Origin of the sequence: Actinomadura sp. NBRC 104425 (assembly GCF_030269545.1) — a bacterium.
Taxonomy (GTDB): Bacteria; Actinomycetota; Actinomycetes; order Streptosporangiales; family Streptosporangiaceae; genus Spirillospora; species Spirillospora keratinilytica.
Genome location: NZ_BSTN01000048.1, coordinates 1 through 18,067 on the forward strand (window position 1 = coordinate 1; position 18,067 = coordinate 18,067).

Sequence of the window (18,067 nt, forward strand, 5' to 3'; positions counted from 1 at the left end):
TCGGGATCTTCCCCGACCGCACCGCGATCATCCGCCTCGTCGGCGCCGTGCTGATGGAGCAGACCGACGAGTGGACCGAGGGCCGCCGCTACATGGGCCTGGAGTTCCTCGCCAAAGCCAGACTGCGGGTGATTGACGGCGGCCCTTGCGGGGACGAGAGCGACCAGCAGGCGATCACTGCTTAACCGGCAGAAACAGGATCACGCGGAGGCCGACTCATACACCACTCCGCTGGACGTGACCCACGGGAACAGCCGTATACGACGGTGCAGACGATCCAGACGTCACAGTCATTGCCATATCCGGACGGACGGGCTGCCCGGTGAGACGACCGATATGACCCGGCTCCAGGGACACGGCCGGGCCCGGCCCGCGGCCCGCCGGTGAACACCTCGGCAACCTGCGAGGCGATCGGGCCGGGCAGAGTCGCGAGCCGACCGATCGCGCGATCACCTCGTCAGGCGGGTCACCATCGGTCGGATCCCACTGCCGACGCACTATCCGCTCCAAACCCCGAGGCGGCGGCGCCCGTCCCTGGGCAACAGATCGCCGCCAGCAGGGTGTGGATTGCACCAGCATGGCTCACCGGGCATGTCCATCGCCGCCTCACGCCGCCGGAACTCCGATACAGCGGTACTCGAGAAGCCAGTCCCCCGGCCGAGGGTTTGCGAATCCAACTAAATGAAAACTGGGTCTCGTTGGCATAGACTCCCAGGTCAGCAAGTGTCGGCCCCGCGCACGCGGGGATGTTCCGGGAACGCGTGATGCGAGCCGAGCACGAGCACCGTCGGCCCCGCGCACGCGGGGATGTTCCCCAGCGGTCGAGTTGGGCGGGGTCGGCACGCTGGTCGGCCCCGCGCACGCGGGGATGTTCCGTTCTCGCCGTACTCGCGGCCGGTGATGGTTGAGTCGGCCCCGCGCACGCGGGGACGTTCCCGCATGCCAGTCGTCCTCGTAGGGGCGCGGGTCGTCGGCCCCGCGCACTCGGGGATGTTCCGATTCATGCATGCCCAGCCGACACCGCTACCCAGTCGGCCCCGCGCACGCGGGGATGTTCCGCTCGGTGTCGAGGATGCGCGGGCGTCGTGGCAATCGGCCCCGCGCACGCGGGATGTTCCACCGGTATGGAACGCGATCGGCACCGCGATCCGGTCGGCCCCGCGCATGCGGGGATGTTCCCAGCGGGCTCTTGCCCCACCCCTTCGGCTGACAGTCGGCCCCGCGCATGCGAAGACGGTCCACCCAGATGCTGGCGGCACTGGTAGCCGCCGTGTCAGCCCGCGTACGCGCGCGAGGGGCATGGGTGTCGCCAAGCAGCACAGCTTCGGGAAGGCCCTCAGGACCGGAGCCTCATATGGGAGTGCGCAGCGGGTCCGTTGTCTGATCATTGGGCGCCGCGGTGGCGGGAGGCTGGGGGTAGATACGTACCGGCGGCGGGCGTGGATGCTTGATGGCCATGATGAGGGGCCGGCCCGAGGACGGTCGCGCAGCACAGGGCGTTGACGAGGTTGACGAGCATGAGCTTGTCTGCGCCCCGGACGATGGCGATTAACACAGGCAGGGCGTCGATGGGCGCCCGGCCCCATAGCCAGTCGAGCACGTCCCTCCGAGGTGTCAGAGGTTGCGGCGTCGGTTGCGGTCCGGGCTTTGCCTTGGGGTTCTCCTCACTGCAGGTGCTTCAGCCGGTCGGTCCATGTGCATCGCCAGGGCTTCGTCGATGGAGAAGGGGAAGCCGTCCGCGGCGAGTCGTACCTGAGTGGCTGCTTCGGGCGACGCGGCCGCAGGCTCCGGGACGAGCTTGGCGATGGCGTGGTCCGGCAGGTTGGTGGTCGCTTCGAGGATCGTGCGCAGTTCTCCAGGATGCGGTTCGCGGCCCTCGGCCCGCAGGCGTTCCAGGATGGCGGTGACGATCTGGTGGCCTCGCTGCTCTCGGCGTGCCTCCTCCAGGTCGCTGAGGTGCGGGCCGTGGACGGTGGCCGCCCACTGGGCACCGGAGCCTTCAGCGAGCTCGGGACGCTGCGGCATCGGCTGGCCGGTACGTACGTGGGGATCACGAGTGAAGTAGGGGGCTGCCAGCTTCATTGCCCCCAGGTGGGTCTCGCCACGGGCCCGGAACCTGTCGTAGTGGCTCATCGCGTGCGGATGCAGGTCGCGGAGCCGTTCTTCGCACTTGCGAACGGCCGAGGCTGCGGCCTGCTCGTCTGCGGCATAGGGCACTGCTGCCGCCCACGTCTCCGCCGTGTCGACGAGGCTTGCCTGGCGCAGCCAGTTGCGGTCGTGGGCGCGAGCCCATCGGGCACGGGCTTCAGCCAGCGCCGCCCGTTTCAGCTCGGCTGCCATGCGCTTTTCTGCCGCGTCGCGGGTCGCCTTCGCGGCCGCTAACCGCGCCAGGTGCCGCACGTACCCCTGTTCCAGCGCGGCCGCCATCGTGATGATCTGGATCATGCGTTCACCGCTGTGCGTGAAGCCTTCGGTGATCGGATCCGGATGCTGCTGCGTGGTCATGACTCCCCCGAGGGTCGGTGCTGGTGCTACTTGGCGCGAGATCGACGTGGTGGCGACGGGCGTCTGCCGGCCGCCGACATCGCTGGATGCTTCCACCGTGCCGGGCAGATGTCGGATGCCGGTTCCGGGCTGATCGCTGCGGCCACGGCTGCCGTGATTTCGGCGGCCTCCACCTGGGTGCGGGAGGCGACGCGGGCGACCTGGCGGGCGATCTGGTCAGGGGGCAGTTGGGAGATCAGACCGGCGGCGGCCCGGGCGGCGGCCAATCGCTGCTCGACGAACTCGAGCGTTCCCCCGTGCCGCTTGATCTTCTCGTCTACGAGCAGGTCGGCAAGGGGAATCAGGCTGCCTAACGCCTGCTCGAGGTGAGCCCGGCTGCCGCTGGTCAGCAGATCAGCCGGGTCTCGACCTTGGGGTAGCAGGGCCGCGTCGATCGGGCCGGTGAGAACGCGCAGTGTCTGCCATGCGCGGAGGGCGGCGGCGCGTCCGGCGTCATCGCCGTCCAACGCCAGGACGAGCCCGGTGGTGTTCAAGTCGGCGTATCGAGCGAGCGCGTCGAGATGATCGGGCGTGATCGCCGTGCCGCATGGTGCGACGGCCGCGTAGGTCTGCGGCATGGTGCTGTTGACGGCGATCGCATCGAGCGGACCCTCGACGATGAGCGGGCGGCCGCCTCGCGCGAGGTGGTCCCGGCTCTCGTGCAGGCCGTAGAGAATCGCCTTCTTGTGGAAGAGCGGCGTGTCGGGGGAGTTGAGGTACTTCGGGCCGCGTGCTCCGTCCCGGCGACGTCCGATGAAGCCCACGACGGAACCGTCCTCGTCGCGGAAGGGCAGCAGCACCCGGTCGCGGAAGAGGTCCACCAGGTCGCCGTCCTTCCCCGGTCTGGCCAGCCCGGCGTCCATAATTTGCTCGTCGGCGTGGCCGAGACGGCGCAGGTGCTCGACGAGGGCCCTGGGGCCGCGAGGTGCGTGCCCTACTCCCCACCGTTTCTGCACGTCTGCGTCGAAGCCGCGCGCGGCCAGGTAGTCCGCGCCCCACCCGCTGGTAATCAGCTCGGTGTAGAAGGTGTGAGCGTCGGCGAGGACGGCGAGCAGCTCGTCTCGCCTGCCGGTTTCAGGCTTGGTCGCCTTGGGTCGAGCGGTTCGAAGAGGCGGCGTCTCGACCTGCCGTGTGACCAGCGGAGAGGCGATGCTCCGCAGACGGTGCCGCAGCCCGCTGGCCGTCCGCAGGACGGTCTCCCCCATGGCTCGGACGGCGGCGGTCGGATTGGCACGGTGGTCTGTTCCCGCCCACTGTGCAGGAGGCGGGAAGGAGAGCCGGTCGACAGGTAGGCCGAGCTCCGCCAGCACCAGAAAGGCGACCGAGTCGGCGCGAACGCGGCGTGCTCCATAGCAGTCGGTCCGGCCGTTGCCCGTCGAGTGGAGTGCATCTCGGGTCGACAGCACGTGTGCCAGCTGGTGGGCCAGTTCGGTCGCCGCTGCGACGTCGTCCAGCTCTGCGGCGAGGGCGACGCGTCGCTCTAGCCGGTCCAGGTACGGCCACCGTTGGCCGCGGTCGACGTACAGCCCCAGCTTCGCCGCCAGGAGGCACAGTCTCTCCAGGCCTTCGGCGGCTGTGAGCCGGGGCGGCTCGTCGAGCGCCGCTCCCGCGGTCTGCTCGATGTCGAAGACCGATGCGGGCTTGCCCCGCCGGGAGATGATGCGGATCCCCGTCTCGCCCCGCTGCACCTGGCGTCCCTGCTTTTGCCACGCGTCATACGAGCGGACGTCGGTGGCCGTGCGCCGTTGCGCCGGTATCAGCAGCGAGTTGGTGAACCCGTAGCGTCCGTGGCGGCTCGCCTGCTGGAGCCAATCAGCCCAGGAAAGGCGCCCCTGGTGGATGTCGGCCACCACCTGGTCGGCGACGGTTCGCAGCACTTCAACCTGACGCTGCTGTTCCTCAAGGCGCCTGACCGACTGTTCGGCCTCACCGGACGACGGAGCAGTCACGGCCCCTCCTGTCGCATGGGCTGTTCCCGGACCGCGGTGATGAGCGATGCGAGTCTGTCGTTGGCGATGGAGAAGCCGAGTTCTCTGAGACGCCGGCCGAGCATGACCCTGGTCAGCCGTTGGCCCTGCTGCTCCGCCTCACCACTGATCTGACGGGCGGCCACGAGCAGTTCCCGCGGAAAAGGTGTGGGGCGGCTCGGCTGGTCACCGAAAGCGGCCTCCCCCGTGGAAGAGGCTTCATCCACCGGTCCACAGTGCGTGCTCGCGTCCGTCTCGGCAGGCAGTTTGCGGAGTGCGAGCCGTTCGGCCAGGGGTGCCCGCCACCGCCAGGACCATCGTCCGTACTCCTGCTGCAGCGCGGACACGGCCATCAGGTGCCGGTACTCCAGCTCGAGTCCTTGCCGGTATCCGGTGATGTGCCACAAGATCATGCGACGCCACAGCAGCAGACTCGATATCGGAGCGAGGACCCACCGCGTGGCGGGCACCCGCTCGACGCGGCTGCCGGTGGCGAGACCGACCCATTGGCGGATCAGGTGCCGCACGCCTTCCACGACGGTGACGAACAGCAACGGCATGGCGGCGTGCATCACGCTGCCCGCCAAGGCACCGTCGGCAGCCGCGACGTTCACCAGCACGGTGCCGACGATGTAGGCCCAGGCGACCCAGCGCAGCACCGGCCAGGGCAGGCCGAGGTATTCCATGAGCAGGTCCCAAGCCAGCAGGATCGAGATTCCCAAATCCATGCCGATGGGGACGATCCATGCCAGTCCTCCGAAGTGCGGCTCGGCCATTTCCCGGACGGTGGCGAACGAGCCGACTCCCCCCAGCACCGCAAGCGCCACGATCATCGGCGCCACCACGGCGCTCACAATCCTGGCGGCGCGGGTCCGCGTACCCAGGATCGCCGCGGACGTCGCCCAGCCCTGCCTCGACTCCATCATCGCCACCGTTGGCGGGTCGCCAGTGTCCTGCCGGGCGTGGCAGGCGTGCTCACCGCTTCCTCCGCGCGACCATCCACATCAGCAGACGGGCGACGTGCCGCACTTCGTCCGTGGTGCCCAGCAGCCGTCCATGGCCGGTCACATAGGCGTAGACGCCTTCGGCTCCCGCGCACATGACGGTCTCCGACCATCCGTCGCCTCGTATGCGAAGTCGCCATCGTCCATGGCGGGGTTTGCGTGCCCGCACCGAGGCGCCTAGACGCCTGAGCTCGAAGTGGAGCCGCAGCAGACGGTTGCGCCTTTCCTCCAGCTCGTCCTGCAGGGTGGTCGCCGGCGTTGTCATCACTCCCCCGTTGTGTCGGCCGATGGACACGACGTCCATCAACTAAAGTTCTTGGTCCAGAAGATGCATCACTCATGAGCTACTGTCAATCAAAGTGATTGGAAGGCGTGTCGATCAACTATGAGCAACGAGAAGGGTGCGGCGGCACAGGACAGGCCACAAGCCACCGAGGACGCCTCCCCCTCGGCGACGCTGGCGGAACGCATCGAGTGGCTGATCCAAAACCTCTGGCCGGCGGACGCCCCGCCGGCCCGCAACAACATCGAGACCGCAGCCGCGATCAGCGCGGCGACAGGCGAGGACATCTCCTCCACCACCGTCTGGAAGCTGCGTACCGGCCGCCAGGACAACCCTCAGCTCAAGACCCTGACCGCGCTGGCCACCTTCTTCGGCGTCCCCCTCGGCTACTTCGGCTCCCCGGCCGAAGCCGCCCCCGTCGCCGACGACCTCACCTTCACGGCACTACGCCACGAGGTCGAACGCGGAGCGCTCGACATCCAGGTCCTCCGCGCCCTCCTCGACCTCTCCCCCAAGACCCGCTCGCTCGTCGGCGAAATGATCCGCGCCGCAGCCACCGCCGACCGCAGCCCACATCCATCCGCGCAGCTCCACAGCTCTTCCGCGACTCCGTGAGCCACCGCCACCGGTCCGAGCCATGCCGCGCGCCGCCCATCCCCAACACCCACCTCGAGCAAACCCGGTGCGCCCCACTGGCATGCAATGCGACGACAATCAAGGCATGCAGATCACTGAGGAGGAGCCGATGCCAGAGCAGACTGCGGCTGCAGACCCTGATTGGAGGCGTGACCGCGTGGGCGCAGCGCGCCGGGGCGAGAACCCGACGGTGCTGTGGCGGATGCGGACGGGATGGGCAGTCATCGGCGACACCCAGCATTTGCCGGGATACTGTGTCTTGCTGTTCGACGGTGACGCCGACCACTTGACCGATCTGCCTCGTGCCCAGCGGGCGGATTTCCTGTTCGATCTGGCTCTCCTTGGAGAAGCCGTACAGACAGTCTGCCAAGCAAGATGTCAGGGCTTTTGGCGCATCAACTACGAGGTACTCGGTAACTCCTGGCAGCATCTGCACGGCCACGTTCATGCCCGCTACCTTTGGGAGCCCGATGAGTTGCGTAGCGGGCCCGTGTGGCGGTATGGCGCCGTCCGCTATGCCGCCGAGCATCGCCTCGGTCCTCAGCATGCCGACCTTCGTGTCGATCTCACCGCTGCTCTCAAGACCATCACTGATGAGGCGTACTGACTGGCCGACCACCGTCGCTACGATGTCCGATGAGTTTCTGCCTCTATGTTTAAAGGTTCCTAATGCGTGCACCCTTGACGGGCGCGACTGAGTATACGGGCCTGATCGTCGCTTCAAGCCTTGTCGCCGCCGGTGCTCATGTCCGGGGATGGCAAGTCGTCCCAGTGCCCTGACCCACGGTCTGCAGGGCACTGGCCTGCCTCTTTCGAATGTCACGCTTTGCAGTCATCGTCGGGGCCGCTGACGCGTGCGGTTGTCAGGAACGGAACGTTCAGCTCGCCCATTTATCGGCCGGAATTGGCCGGCGTCATGGGGCCTTACGGCAGAGAAGCCGGTCATAGCGAGAACCACTGGTGCCGAACCGAGACCAGGCGCAGCCTTGGACATTTCCCGTCCGACGGGGACAGCAGAGCGTAGGCACGTACTCGCAGCTTCGGCGGCTACCGCCTGAGCTTGTCTCTGTTGGGCCCGATGAAGGTGGGCGATGGACCCCATGAGATGGATTAGCTTGACCACCAAGGAGGTCATTCCACAAGCGCGGCTTCCTCGACGGCCGGCCATCGCCAACAGACGCGCGGTCGTGCGTAGGCCATCGCCCGCCGCTGTCGGGGCGGGGAGTCGTCCGTACGGCGGGCGGGCTGCTCGATCGTAGAAGTTCGCGGCCCTTCGCAGGTCACGATTGCCCGTCACGGCCGCCACGACGTTGAGTGCATCAGCAGCGGCCCAGCAGGCGTCCCGTGCGGCGTGGGGGTTGATGACGCTGTAGCGGCGCAACTGTGCCGTGGCATAGGCGGCGGCGCGAGCGGCGTCCTCATACAAAGCACGCACCTCCTCTGCCGTCAACTGCGCCGCCGCCTCGCCGCTGGTCGGTTTGCTTCGATCGCCGTGCCAGCGTTCTTGGAGCCTGGGCCATGTCAGGTCATCGGCCAGCCGTCCTCCGCTGTACCAGATCTCTTCTCCCTCAGCCGAGCGGTGATCAGGGAGAGTTACCGCGTAACCGGTCACCTGTTCGCAGTTGCGTTCGCTGTAGCGTGGCCGCACCCAGACCCCGGCGGCCGACAGCGCGTCGAAGAACTCTTCCGCTGTCCGGGCGCGTTCAGCGGCTTCGCGGACGACCGTCCGCAGTACGGCGCGGGCGGTCCGCTGGGACAGGTGCCGTCCGGATACCGGACGGTAGTCCGCGGACGCCGGACCGAATTGTGGACGACCGGTTGCCCAGCGGTGCCGAAGCTTGGGCAAAGTCAGGTCAGCGGCGAGCTTGCCGCCGCCATACCAGACCGGCTGTCCGGCGGAATCCCGATCCTGGTCAAGAGCGACGGCGTATCCGGTGAGCTGCTGCGGATGCTGCCGGCTGAAGCGCTCACGCACCAGGATTCCTGCGGCACGGAGGCGGTCGAAGAACTCCTCCTCCGTACGCGCGCCCGCCGCGGCGACCTGCACCGCGCGCCGCAGAACCACGCGGGGCGGCTCGCTCCAGCCCTGGCGGGCGGCCTTCTCGGTTTCTCCGCGCTTGGGCCGCCGGGCCGCCGTGCGATCCGCAGGCGCGGTGGAGCGTAATCCGAATCGCCTCTCGACAGCTCGGCAGGCATCGCGCACCCGGTATCCGTCGTTCCAGATTTCAGGGCGGCCCCCGTCCTGGCGGGCGAGCGTGGCCACGATGTGGATGTGGTCGTCGGCATGGCGGACCGCTATCCAGCGGACCGCGTCCGGATCGCCGGCAGGAGCGAGGCCGGTCCGGGCCATGACCTCCTCTGCTATCTGCGCCCACTGCTCATCGGTGAGGACGGGGTCTTCAGGGGCGACCCGAAGCGACAGGTGCCAGACGGGCTTGCGGTAGTTGCGCTCGCCGAGCAGAGCGAGCGGCTGGGTGAGCAGGCCGTCCAGGCGCCGAAAGTCCCTGCCGCCGTCCTCGCCGATATCCGGTTCCAGCTCCGGCGGGCTGCGGAAGCCGGCGACGATGTGGGGATCGCGGTGCTCGCCGTTACGTCCGGGACCGTACAAGTACCGGAGCAGTCCCTGTACTCGCTCGCCCCGCAAGATCTTCCCGATCACTCCGGCCCCTGGGTCACGGAAGGCGCCGACGAACTTCGTCGGCCAGGTCGTCGAGCTTGCGGACGGCTCGTGCCGCGGCCTCGGCGTACCAGCGCAACTGCGTCGGAGGGTCTCCCGCGTTGAGCGCTGCAACAGCCTGGTTGAGGTTCACCCCGATGCGCCGAGCCTGTCCGGCGGCCTGCATCACCGACGCCAGCGTTTCCCGAAGCAGCGCGTGTTCCGGGCGAGAACGCCCTGTGGCCACCGACAGTGCCGCCTGAGCCGCGAACGCCCCGGTAGCCAGCCCCTCTCTGACAGCTGCTGTCGCCACGACCTGGTACTCGTCGTCGGACAGGACAAACCTCACCGACCGCCCTCGACGCGGTGTCCTGTGCGCCCGCCGGTTCAGGCGCTGTACGCGACTCACCGCGTGCCCGTCCTCGTGCGCGGCTACTCCTCCCCCCTCCAGGATCGCGCTCGATCCGCATCCGGCCGGACCGCGCCCGGTCCGGCCGCCATAAGTGAACGTTTTCCATTTCTTGCCCGGCGTCGGCGCAGCCTCCTGACGATGTGCGGCTACGCCGGAGGCTGCGCATCAGGCCCTATCCGGTGGATCTCGGTGTTCCGCTCTGGTTGATCTTGAACTTGGGTGGGGCGGCACCGGGTCGTCCACCGCCATTTGCGGACGTGCCGATCAACGGGCCGGACGGGCCCATCCGCCTTCGCTGGGGCCGCCCGCCGGGGCCGCGCCATGGTCGAGTACCGCACCAACCGGCTCGGGCTGACGGCGCGGTACCGCCGCCCGCCACGCCAGGCTCGCCGTCATCAGCAGGTCGGCACCACCCCTGGTCACCGCACTGCTGCGAATCCACGATGATCCACCGGACAGGCCCAGTGGCATGGGCGGGGTCAGACCTCGCGACGAGGCTTCGGCGGCGCAGCGTTGGGCCGAGCCCCCGGTGGGGACGGCTTCCCTACGGGCTCGGAGATGACGTCACCGATCGGTTTCGGGAAGTCCTTGGCCGCCGGCTCAGGCTCGGCAGCGCCCTCGACGCTCTCGGCTTGTGATACCGCCGGTTTCGTGGCGTTACGTAGTGACAGGTCTGTGTCGCCTTCACGGGCGTGGATGGCGGCGAGTGCTCCTTGGGCCCGGCGGAACGCCTCCCCCAGGTCCATGCTCTGCTCGGTCGCCTGTGCCAGCGCATCGTGCGCCTTCAGCACACTGGGCTCAGGGTCGTCGCCGTGGTCATGCTCGAGCCGCCCGGCGTTGAGCTCCCTGTCCAGGAAGGCGTCGAGGTGCTCGGCGGTCTGGCTGAGGCGGAAGGCGGTTTGGGCAAGGTTCCCGAGAACCGTGTATGCGGTCTCCGGCTGTGTCAGCCCAGGTGCTCCCTCGGTGAGGCCGTTGAGTATGCGGACACGCTCGTTCAGCTCAGCGGCAAACCGCTCGGTGTCCTTGTCCGTACGGTTTTCGCGATCGTCCATGTGAGCTCCAATGTCGAATCGGCTTCGGCCATGCAGCATTCCTTCCCGTAGACGACGTTTCACGGCATTTGGCACAGTTTCGAAATCTCTGACGCTGTCTTCGCTCCATACTGCCTGACGACTGCACGGATCGTCATCTCGCCTGACGGCGTGGCGCGATATTGACCTGCCGACTCGGCACCGTCACGTTCTGCCGCCAGCACCCTGCATGCCGCACGTATGGGAACGCTGTCGGGGCGAGGCACGGGTTTCGGCCTGATCAGTCCCAATCGCACACGTCGATCCGGCCGTTCATACGTCGCTTGATCCAGGTCGTGAGAAGCACACCATCGGCCCCCTGGATCACATCGAGGAAGAGATGTCGTCCAGGAAAGACGGAAATAGCGTGGAGGTCATCATTTCCTGTCCACACGTGACCATTTGCCGTTGATCACGCGACCTCGGGCGGGTTTTGTCGGCGGCGGATGGTTCAGTACGCCTCACGGGCACACAGACGCCGCGCGGGTGTACCGCGCACCATGCCCGGTGAGGAGGAACCGCCGATGACTCGTTACTACCGCCGCGGGCACTGGGTGAACATGCCGAGTCGGCGCGGCACCAAGGGCGGCAGCGGGTGGCTGATCGCGGGTGCGGTGGCGCTCCTGCTGTACCTGCTGTCCAGCGCAGGCGGCGACGGGCAGACCGGACGCCAGCCCTCGTCGCACGCTTCGACGACGCCGGCCGCCACGCGTACGCCATGACCTACCGCGCAACCGGGCGACCGTCACCGGGCCGACGCCTGGCCATCGCAGTGCTGCACAGGCTGCGACGGATCCGGCGGCCCAAGAGCGCCGAGGACTGGCTGGGTGCCGGGCTCATCGCGGTGGTCGCGGTACTCATGATTGCGCAGGCGCTGGCCATGCTGGTGGAGTGGCTTCTGCGCACCTGGTGGGCGCTTCCCTCGCTCGCCGTCGGCATGGCGGTGTCGATCTGGGCGCGCTGGCGGGTGCGGATACTGCGGGCCCGTGCGACCGCTCGACGACTGGCCGAGCTGCGCTACAGCTTGGAGCAGCTGGATGCCATGACGCCCAGCCAATTCGAGGACGCGGTGCGCGACCTGATGAGACGCGATGGCATGGACGCGCGCCGGGTGGGCGGGGCCGGGGACCTGGCCGCTGATGTCATCGGCACCCACCCGCCGACACGGCAGATCGTCGTGGTCCAGTGCAAACACACCACCACTGGCCGATCAGTCGAGTCCCGGGTGATCCACGAGGTGAACGGCACCGCCGGACCCGCTCACCGCGCGGACGTCGCGGTCGTGGTCACCAACGGCGGCTTCACGCGCGAAGCCCGCCGGCGGGCAGCACAGTTCCGCATGGCTCTGATCGACCGAGAACGTCTGGAGCAGTGGGCCGACCAAGGCGCCAGCCTGCCCGACATGCTCACACTGGGCAGCAGATGGCGCGGCCGCCGCTACCGGCTGCTTCACCGTCTCGAATGACCCGGCACCGATGCCCTCGACCATCACCGCAGCGCAGGCGCTGCACAACCTGCCCGCCACGGCCGCTTCCTGGCTCGCAGCTCCTCACCAGAGCCGGCCCCGAGGTCATTGCCACGCTCCAGGCAGTGTCCTTTTGGTGTTCCGCTGTGGTTGCTCTTGAGGGCGCGGCGGCCGTCGCCTGCTGCGGGCCTGCGGCATCGCCAGCGCTATCGGCGGCCGTGCCGGTCAGCGAGCCGGGAGGGCCTGTCCGTCTTCGATACGGCCACCCCGCCAGCGCCGCTACGCGGTCGAGCGCTGTATCACCCCCAACTCAGGCGACGCGGCGGCACCGCCACCCGCCACGGCATGCCCTGCCTGTCACTGGAGGGCCGGGATCCCCTGGTCACCGCATGCCGCGGATCCATCATGATCCCCCGGACAAGTCGTAGGCCGTCCGACACGGCGGACGCCAGCAGGGTTCGGGGTCAGGACCGCTGCCCGCGTTCTGCTGGAAGTCGGCGACGGCAGCTCGTTCCCGACTTTCGGGCACCTGCCTACGCCAGCCTGGCCCCGGTCAGCCGGATCTCCGGCACCTCCACCCGCGGCGAACGGCCGCCCAAGGGCGCCAACACGCACCTTCAACGCGCCATGTTCCTCGCCGCTTTCGCGTCCTTGTCCGCCCCCGTCTCCCGAACGTGCTACCAGCGGAAACGCGACCAAGGGAAGCGTCACAACGCCGCCCTCATCCGCCTGGCCCGCCGCCGCTGCGACGTGCTGTTCGCCATGCTCCGCAACGGCACCACCTACCAGCCCCCAACCCACCAAGCACCACCGAACGCTGCTTGACAAGCCCCATAGGGACACCCCCGGTTCGACGAACCCGCTGCGACTTCAGGGCGGCGATCGTCATGGTCGCCGCCCCTGCTCTGGACCGACACGTGCCCCACCGGGCCGCCCTGGAGGTGAACGCTTCTGGTCAATGAGTAGAAGTCGTCAGCGACGCCATCCGCCCCCTTCCGTCCTTGAGTCGTCGCTGCTGCGACGTGCTTCAGCCTCGAAGGCGCGCGTCGCGGAACTGGCCACTTGTCTTCACCGCGCGTTTTGGTCAGGCGGTTGCCGCGCGTCGTTCGGGTTTCATCGTGCCCGTCAGCACCAACGACACTTGGAGGAATCCATGAAGGTCCTGTCCCGCGCCTACCACCACAGCAAGCGGACGCCCGATCGCCGCAAGCACCGCCAGGCGACCTGCGACTTCAGCGACCGGCCTGCGAACACGCGCCCCGTGCCCGCTCGCCAGCACCCCTCCCCGGTCCTGCCCACGATCCCTCGCCCTCAAGGCGGCAGCCCCGAACCTCTGGCAGTGACCTTCGGACACCCCCAGGGCACCGGATTCATCGGCCCCGGCGGACGCGGGCTTCTTCGGGCCGCCCTCACCGAAGCGCTCTTGAGCAGGACCGGAGTGTCCTGGGCCATCGCAACGCAAGCTGACCTGCACCGCCTGTTCGGCGACACCTTCGACAAGCGCGTTTTCGATCGGCTCTCACCACGGCTCCAAGTCGTCGACACCCTCGAGGACGCCGTCGAACGCATGGAGTTCGAAGCCGACGTCATCAACGCCATCAACGTCAGCGGCCCGCCGGCCGCCCAACGCCCGCCCGTCCTGTGGCTCACCAGCTCCGGCCCCGACGCGGACGTCGTCCACCAGGCACTGCAGAAGTGGTCCGGCACCAACCTCGTCGTGCTGGTCGACGGGGGATGGCCCTACGGCCCCACCCACCTCATCGAATCCGACGGCTCCAGCCCGATGCCGCGCCACCCGGTCGATCTGATGACGCCGCACCAGGCGATCGCCGCACTCCGGAGCCTCCACGTCTGAACAACCGCCCGCTCCGACGCACGTGAGGAGGCGGGTTGAAGTCGCCCGCCTCCCACCCCATCGGCTCCACCGATCACCACGCCACACGACGCATCGCCGCACAAGACAGCGAGGGCCCCACCCACACGGAGGGCCCTCGCTACCAGGGGCGATCGTCTGCGAGACGAGCCACGTTTCCGAAATCTGGTAAAGATCACAGGTCGAGCTTGCCGGCCTTGCCAGCGCTTACAAGCTTCCTCAGGTCACCTCGGAGGAGCTGCAGCTGGGCGCCGTCGGGATCCTTGCTGTCACGGATGCCGACCTTGAGACCGAGATCGGCCAGCTCGACACAGTCGGTGGCACCACTGCTCGCGCTGCGGCTGCTCTTGCGCCATACGATCATGAATCCTCACCCATCTTCGCGATTAGGTCGCGCGACTGGTCCTCGCTCAAGGACCGTGCCGCAAGCCGTTGGAAGCGCAGTGCCACGCTGGCGACCTCTTTCTGGTCGTCGATCACCCGTCCCACGTTGATCGCGTTTCCTGAGTAGGCGGCTCGGCGGTTGTCTCTCAGCGTGAACACGTGAAACGACCCGTCCACACCGATGTGCGGCGCGGCCGACTTCGGCAGTATACGAACGGAAACGTTACGTTGCCTCCCCATCTCCAGCAGATAGTCTCGCTGCTCGGCCATGACCTGTGGAGGGCCCATCGGACGCAGGGCCACCTCGTCGATGATCACCCAAACCTCTGGGTCCCCCTCCAGCATGGATCTCTGACGCTCCATCCTGATCGCCAGGGCGATATCGACGTCGTCGAGGAAGCCAGCTGCGTGGCCTGCCTCCAGGATGCTCCGCGCGTAGCCCTCGGTCTGAAGCGGAAGCGGCACCACGTTCTCACCGAAGACGCAATGCTCTATCGCCGTGCGCTGGTATCTGGCGAGGCGCTGCGGCCAGCTCGTGTCGGTGCCGAGCTTGGCGAAGAACAGCATGATCTGGAACAGCTTTCCCGTTTGCCATGTTTCGTCCAGCCGTTCGCACTCTTCTCCATTGAGAAGTTTCTCACCGGACTCGTACTTGGAAATTTGGCTGTCCGAGCAGTGCAGGATCTCGGCGACCTGGCGCTGGGTGAGCTGGTGCTTCTTGCGCAGAAACCGCAGGTAGTAGGCCATGAAGTGGTAGAGCGACAGCTTGGGATCGGGGGACGGACGGACCATGGGGGGCTCCCTTCGGAGGGGGGTGAACTTTCCGAACCTGCTATCAACAGTGACAGCCTAGTCGCACTGAGTCACTCTGTGGCGCAGAACACATACGTCCGCAGCGAGGGATGTGGCCCGTGGCGAAGACGTTTGATCGCCTGGAAGGCGCAAGGAATCAGGGCAGAACCCTTGAGTTGACCACTCTGCCGGCGCCCGATGTTCCTGCCACCGTGCGGGCGATGCTGGAGCAGCGTCTGCACCGCTGGCGCCTGACAGCGGTCAGGTCGGGCGAGTTCCTCCATGACATCCAACTGTGCGCGGACGAACTCGTGACGAACGCCTGCCAAGCCACCCCCGGCCAGAAGATCACTTTCAGGGCGACCCTCGCGCAGCACGAACGCGCCGTCACTCTCTCCACCTGGGACGCCAGTACCGACCTCCCCACGGTGCGACCAGTCGCACAACTGGCAGCAGAAGACATCATTCCGGACTTCAATGCACTCAACCCCGGATTCAAGGACAACCAGATCGGCGGATGGGGACTGCCCATGGTGGTGGCCCTATCCACCGCACAAGGGGTAGTCCCCACCGAACCGCGAGGAAAGTGGGTGTGGGCGAGGCTCGAATACTGACCGGAAGAGAGGCGATCAGTTCGAAAGAGATCAAAGTGCCGCCCGGCCCAAGACGGCATTCCGCGCTCGCAGGGCAGACATGTCAGGCGGGTGCGACCGGCAGCCGTGGCCGAGCACGAGCTGTCGTCCACTGCTGCCCGGTAAGGGCGCAGGCCGCACGAATTGAAGGATTCCGGTGTCACACGGAAAGTCGATGGACTGCGGTGGCACCGGACAAAGGGCCGCTGTCAGCAAGGTAGGTGGCCCCTGGAAGGAGAGGTGGAGGCGGCGCGGTCGGTGAACGTATCCCCCCGGTGCACCGCCCGCGCCCCTCCACTGCCAGTCGCAATACGAACAAGCGAGGTGATGACATGAGCCTTGACAGGGGACGGCACGCGAAGACCATCGACCGCCCCACTCCGCGCAACCGTCGACGCGAGCACCTGGTCGCGCTGCACGCGGCTGTCCAGGCTCGACGGGACTTGGCGGGCCGCCTGGTCTCGAACTATGGCGTGTCCTGGGTGAACGTCGCCCGGTGCGACGCCCCGTACCGCACCGTCGACGTGGCATGCGACTACCGCAACGGCGGGTGGCGGTTCTGCCGACTTGCCGACGGGATGACGATCACACGCGCCGAGAACGTCGCCGGATGCGTCGAGGCGATCGCCCGCGAACTCGCGAGGGCGAGCCTGTGAGCCGTTCACATGCGCACTCAGGCGGGCCTGACCAGGCCATGTCTGGTGGATCATGGTGGATCCGCACCAATGCGATGCCCAGGGCGATCCCAGCCCGGCGGTGACAGGCGGGCCCGCCGTGACGGGGCGCAGCCCCGCGCCGTCACGTGAGCCGGTCGGTGCAGTGTTCGACCCCGTCGCGGCGTCGGTAGGGCGGCCGCGCGAAGACGGCCGGGCGGCCGCCCCCTCATTCCGCCGCGGGGCCTCGCCGGAGGGCCTCCGCTTCCACCGGGAGAGCGGCGAGCGGTGGCGGGAGGCCAGCGTGCGGGCGGGCACGGACCCGCAGGCGGCCCGCGTGGCGGCCACGGGCAGCACCCCGTACAGAAAGTCTCGAACGCGCCCCTGTCAGGGCGCGTTCTGCTGCGTGGTGACGAAGCCGGCAGCCTTCCAGTTACGCCCTGCCATGCCAGCGCGGGGCGTCGGCAACGTGTCGCGGCTACAGCGGAGGCTGAGACGACACGGAAAGCCCCCAACACCTGTTGATCAGTCGATCAAGCCCTGTCGTACGGCCTCTGCTCCAACAGCGAAGCGGGTCCGGACGCCCAGGGCAGCGCGGATGGCGTTGACATGGCGTCCCACCGTGGTGACACTCACCCCGACCTGGTCGGCGATGGCCTTGTCCGGCGCCCCCTGAACGAGCAGGTGCAGGATCTGCATCTGGATCGGCGGCAGGGGTCCGTCGGCTGGATCAGGTGCACCGTACGGCGTCGCACGCTCCCAAAGAAGTTCGAAGTACTCCCTCAGGGCTCCGACGATCACCGAGGATTGGATGAGCAGCACGCCTGCCGATCTCCGTTCTGCCAGCGGGATCAGTCCGACCGCCTCGTCGGCGAGCCGCATGCTCATGCCGATCTCCGGGAGGAGCCGGACGGTGGCACCGGCACGGACAAGAGCGTCGACGCGCTCGCGTCCGGAGGGCGATTCGACGCAGCCGCTCTCGTAAATCGCCCTGACGTTCGCGCGGCCGGAGGAGGCCGGAGTGTCAGCGGACTGGCCGTCAGCGAGGCGGTCACCCAGGATCAGCCAGTCGCGTTGTGCCGAGCGGATCAACGTCGTGGTCAACTCGGCGATCCTGTCCCAGTCGGTCAGGATTTGGACCAGCTGCTCCATCGCTCCGTCCACCGATGAGGCGGCCTCCATCTGAGCGGCACGAAGGCGTTCTTGTGCGTCCAGCAGCCGTTGATGCTCGGCCGCAAGGTCACCGGCCATACGCGCCAGGGCTCGCTGCAGCGTCAGGTCAGGTGAGGCCGGGGCCAGGATCGAATTCCCGTCGCCGTCCTCCTGCAGGTAGGCCATCCCCGCACCTACGAGGAGCTCGATGTGATCCTCCTCGCCGAGGAGTCTCGCCGCATCTTCCAGACGGCATCCTCCGTGCAGGAGTAATGGGATGTAGGTGGCCAGCAGCCCGTCGGGGACTATGCCGTCCAGCAGTCGCCGTGCCCGCGAGGCGACAGCATCGGCGTGAGCGTCGCTCATGATCGATACCTCCTTCCGCGGTGAAGGCGGCCCCGGTGGCGTTCAGCCGGAGGCGGGCGCTGCTCGTCGACGCGCGACACCTGACCGCCGAGCCCGTCCCGTGCGACTTCGGGGCCGCGGGGCTCGACCTCCTCGTGGTCGGCACCCGGTCGCCGCACCGGAACGCGGACGGCGCGTT

Annotated in this window: 18 protein-coding genes, 1 pseudogene and 1 CRISPR repeat array; of the genes and pseudogenes, 9 read left to right on the forward strand and 10 right to left on the reverse strand. The window is 67.8% G+C overall.

Translation table 11 applies throughout. From position 1 onward, the window contains the following. The coding region (locus QSK22_RS32480; protein ID WP_285498319.1) for a transposase at positions 1-185 on the forward strand (185 nt) is incomplete at its 5' end. 540 nt (positions 186-725) lie between these two features. Continuing rightward, positions 726-1,059: a CRISPR direct-repeat array (repeat unit 28 nt; unit sequence GTCGGCCCCGCGCACGCGGGGATGTTCC). Positions 1,060-1,614: 555 nt separating this feature from the next. On the opposite strand, the gene QSK22_RS32485 is transcribed toward QSK22_RS32480, so the two are convergent. The 4 genes from QSK22_RS32485 to QSK22_RS32500 are packed head-to-tail and all read right to left on the reverse strand — an operon-like array spanning position 1,615 to position 5,780. Next, entirely contained in the window at positions 1,615-2,505 is an 891-nt protein-coding gene (locus QSK22_RS32485) for a hypothetical protein (RefSeq protein WP_285498320.1), read from the reverse strand. A 26-nt stretch (positions 2,506-2,531) separates the two neighbouring features. Beyond that, positions 2,532-4,493 carry a toprim domain-containing protein gene (locus QSK22_RS32490; protein WP_285498321.1) on the reverse strand — a complete coding sequence of 654 codons (1,962 nt, stop codon included), beginning with the start codon at positions 4,491-4,493 and terminating at the stop codon, positions 2,532-2,534. Then, a complete protein-coding gene (locus QSK22_RS32495; protein ID WP_285498340.1) occupies positions 4,490-5,437 on the reverse strand; it encodes a DUF2637 domain-containing protein in 948 nt (315 codons plus the stop codon). Before QSK22_RS32495 ends, QSK22_RS32490 begins: the two co-directional genes overlap by 4 nt. A 49-nt stretch (positions 5,438-5,486) precedes the next feature. Next, entirely contained in the window at positions 5,487-5,780 is a 294-nt protein-coding gene (locus QSK22_RS32500) for a hypothetical protein (RefSeq protein ID WP_285498322.1), read from the reverse strand. A 120-nt stretch (positions 5,781-5,900) separates the two neighbouring features. On the opposite strand from QSK22_RS32500, the gene QSK22_RS32505 reads away from it, so the two are divergent. After that, positions 5,901-6,413, forward strand: a complete 513-nt coding sequence (locus QSK22_RS32505) for a hypothetical protein (protein WP_285498323.1) — start codon at positions 5,901-5,903, stop codon at positions 6,411-6,413. A gap of 106 nt (positions 6,414-6,519) precedes the next feature. After that, positions 6,520-7,041: an HIT family protein gene (locus QSK22_RS32510; RefSeq protein WP_285498324.1), complete on the forward strand. Its 522-nt coding sequence runs from the start codon at positions 6,520-6,522 to the stop codon at positions 7,039-7,041. A gap of 225 nt (positions 7,042-7,266) precedes the next feature. Here QSK22_RS32510 and QSK22_RS32515 read toward each other — a convergent pair whose 3' ends face one another. The 3 genes from QSK22_RS32515 to QSK22_RS32525 form a co-directional block, all read right to left on the reverse strand. Continuing rightward, complete coding sequence (locus QSK22_RS32515; protein ID WP_285498325.1) at positions 7,267-9,093, reverse strand: relaxase/mobilization nuclease domain-containing protein; 1,827 nt, start codon at positions 9,091-9,093, stop codon at positions 7,267-7,269. Between the two features lie 13 nt (positions 9,094-9,106). After that, on the reverse strand, positions 9,107-9,439 hold the full coding sequence (locus tag QSK22_RS32520) for a hypothetical protein (RefSeq protein ID WP_285498326.1): 333 nt from the start codon (positions 9,437-9,439) through the stop codon (positions 9,107-9,109). 542 nt (positions 9,440-9,981) lie between these two features. Beyond that, positions 9,982-10,554: a hypothetical protein gene (locus QSK22_RS32525; RefSeq protein WP_285498327.1), complete on the reverse strand. Its 573-nt coding sequence runs from the start codon at positions 10,552-10,554 to the stop codon at positions 9,982-9,984. Between the two features lie 542 nt (positions 10,555-11,096). On the opposite strand from QSK22_RS32525, the gene QSK22_RS32530 reads away from it, so the two are divergent. The 4 genes and pseudogenes from QSK22_RS32530 to QSK22_RS32545 all read left to right on the forward strand — a co-directional run bounded on the left by QSK22_RS32530 (position 11,097) and on the right by QSK22_RS32545 (position 13,892). Then, positions 11,097-11,294 carry a hypothetical protein gene (locus QSK22_RS32530; protein ID WP_285498328.1) on the forward strand — a complete coding sequence of 66 codons (198 nt, stop codon included), beginning with the start codon at positions 11,097-11,099 and terminating at the stop codon, positions 11,292-11,294. Then, positions 11,291-12,037 (forward strand): restriction endonuclease, encoded by a 747-nt coding sequence (locus tag QSK22_RS32535; protein ID WP_285498329.1) that lies wholly within the window; start codon positions 11,291-11,293, stop codon positions 12,035-12,037. Before QSK22_RS32530 ends, QSK22_RS32535 begins: the two co-directional genes overlap by 4 nt. Before the next feature lie 454 nt (positions 12,038-12,491). Further along, positions 12,492-12,862: pseudogene (locus tag QSK22_RS32540) on the forward strand (transposase); the annotation flags it as partial. 328 nt (positions 12,863-13,190) lie between these two features. After that, positions 13,191-13,892, forward strand: coding sequence for a hypothetical protein (locus tag QSK22_RS32545; RefSeq protein WP_285498331.1), 702 nt, complete (start codon positions 13,191-13,193; stop codon positions 13,890-13,892). Positions 13,893-14,085: 193 nt separating this feature from the next. Here QSK22_RS32545 and QSK22_RS32550 read toward each other — a convergent pair whose 3' ends face one another. After that, the gene (locus tag QSK22_RS32550) at positions 14,086-14,274 is read right to left on the reverse strand and encodes a DUF397 domain-containing protein (protein WP_285498332.1); all 189 of its coding nucleotides are present in this window, start codon (positions 14,272-14,274) and stop codon (positions 14,086-14,088) included. Next, a complete protein-coding gene (locus QSK22_RS32555; protein WP_285498334.1) occupies positions 14,271-15,086 on the reverse strand; it encodes a helix-turn-helix domain-containing protein in 816 nt (271 codons plus the stop codon). Before QSK22_RS32555 ends, QSK22_RS32550 begins: the two co-directional genes overlap by 4 nt. Before the next feature lie 119 nt (positions 15,087-15,205). On the opposite strand from QSK22_RS32555, the gene QSK22_RS32560 reads away from it, so the two are divergent. Beyond that, a complete protein-coding gene (locus QSK22_RS32560) occupies positions 15,206-15,700 on the forward strand; it encodes an ATP-binding protein (RefSeq protein ID WP_285498336.1) in 495 nt (164 codons plus the stop codon). A gap of 350 nt (positions 15,701-16,050) precedes the next feature. Beyond that, complete coding sequence (locus QSK22_RS32565; RefSeq protein WP_285498338.1) at positions 16,051-16,374, forward strand: hypothetical protein; 324 nt, start codon at positions 16,051-16,053, stop codon at positions 16,372-16,374. A gap of 522 nt (positions 16,375-16,896) precedes the next feature. Here QSK22_RS32565 and QSK22_RS32570 read toward each other — a convergent pair. Continuing rightward, a complete protein-coding gene (locus QSK22_RS32570) occupies positions 16,897-17,889 on the reverse strand; it encodes a helix-turn-helix domain-containing protein (protein WP_285498339.1) in 993 nt (330 codons plus the stop codon). Between the last annotated feature and the right edge of the window lie 178 nt (positions 17,890-18,067).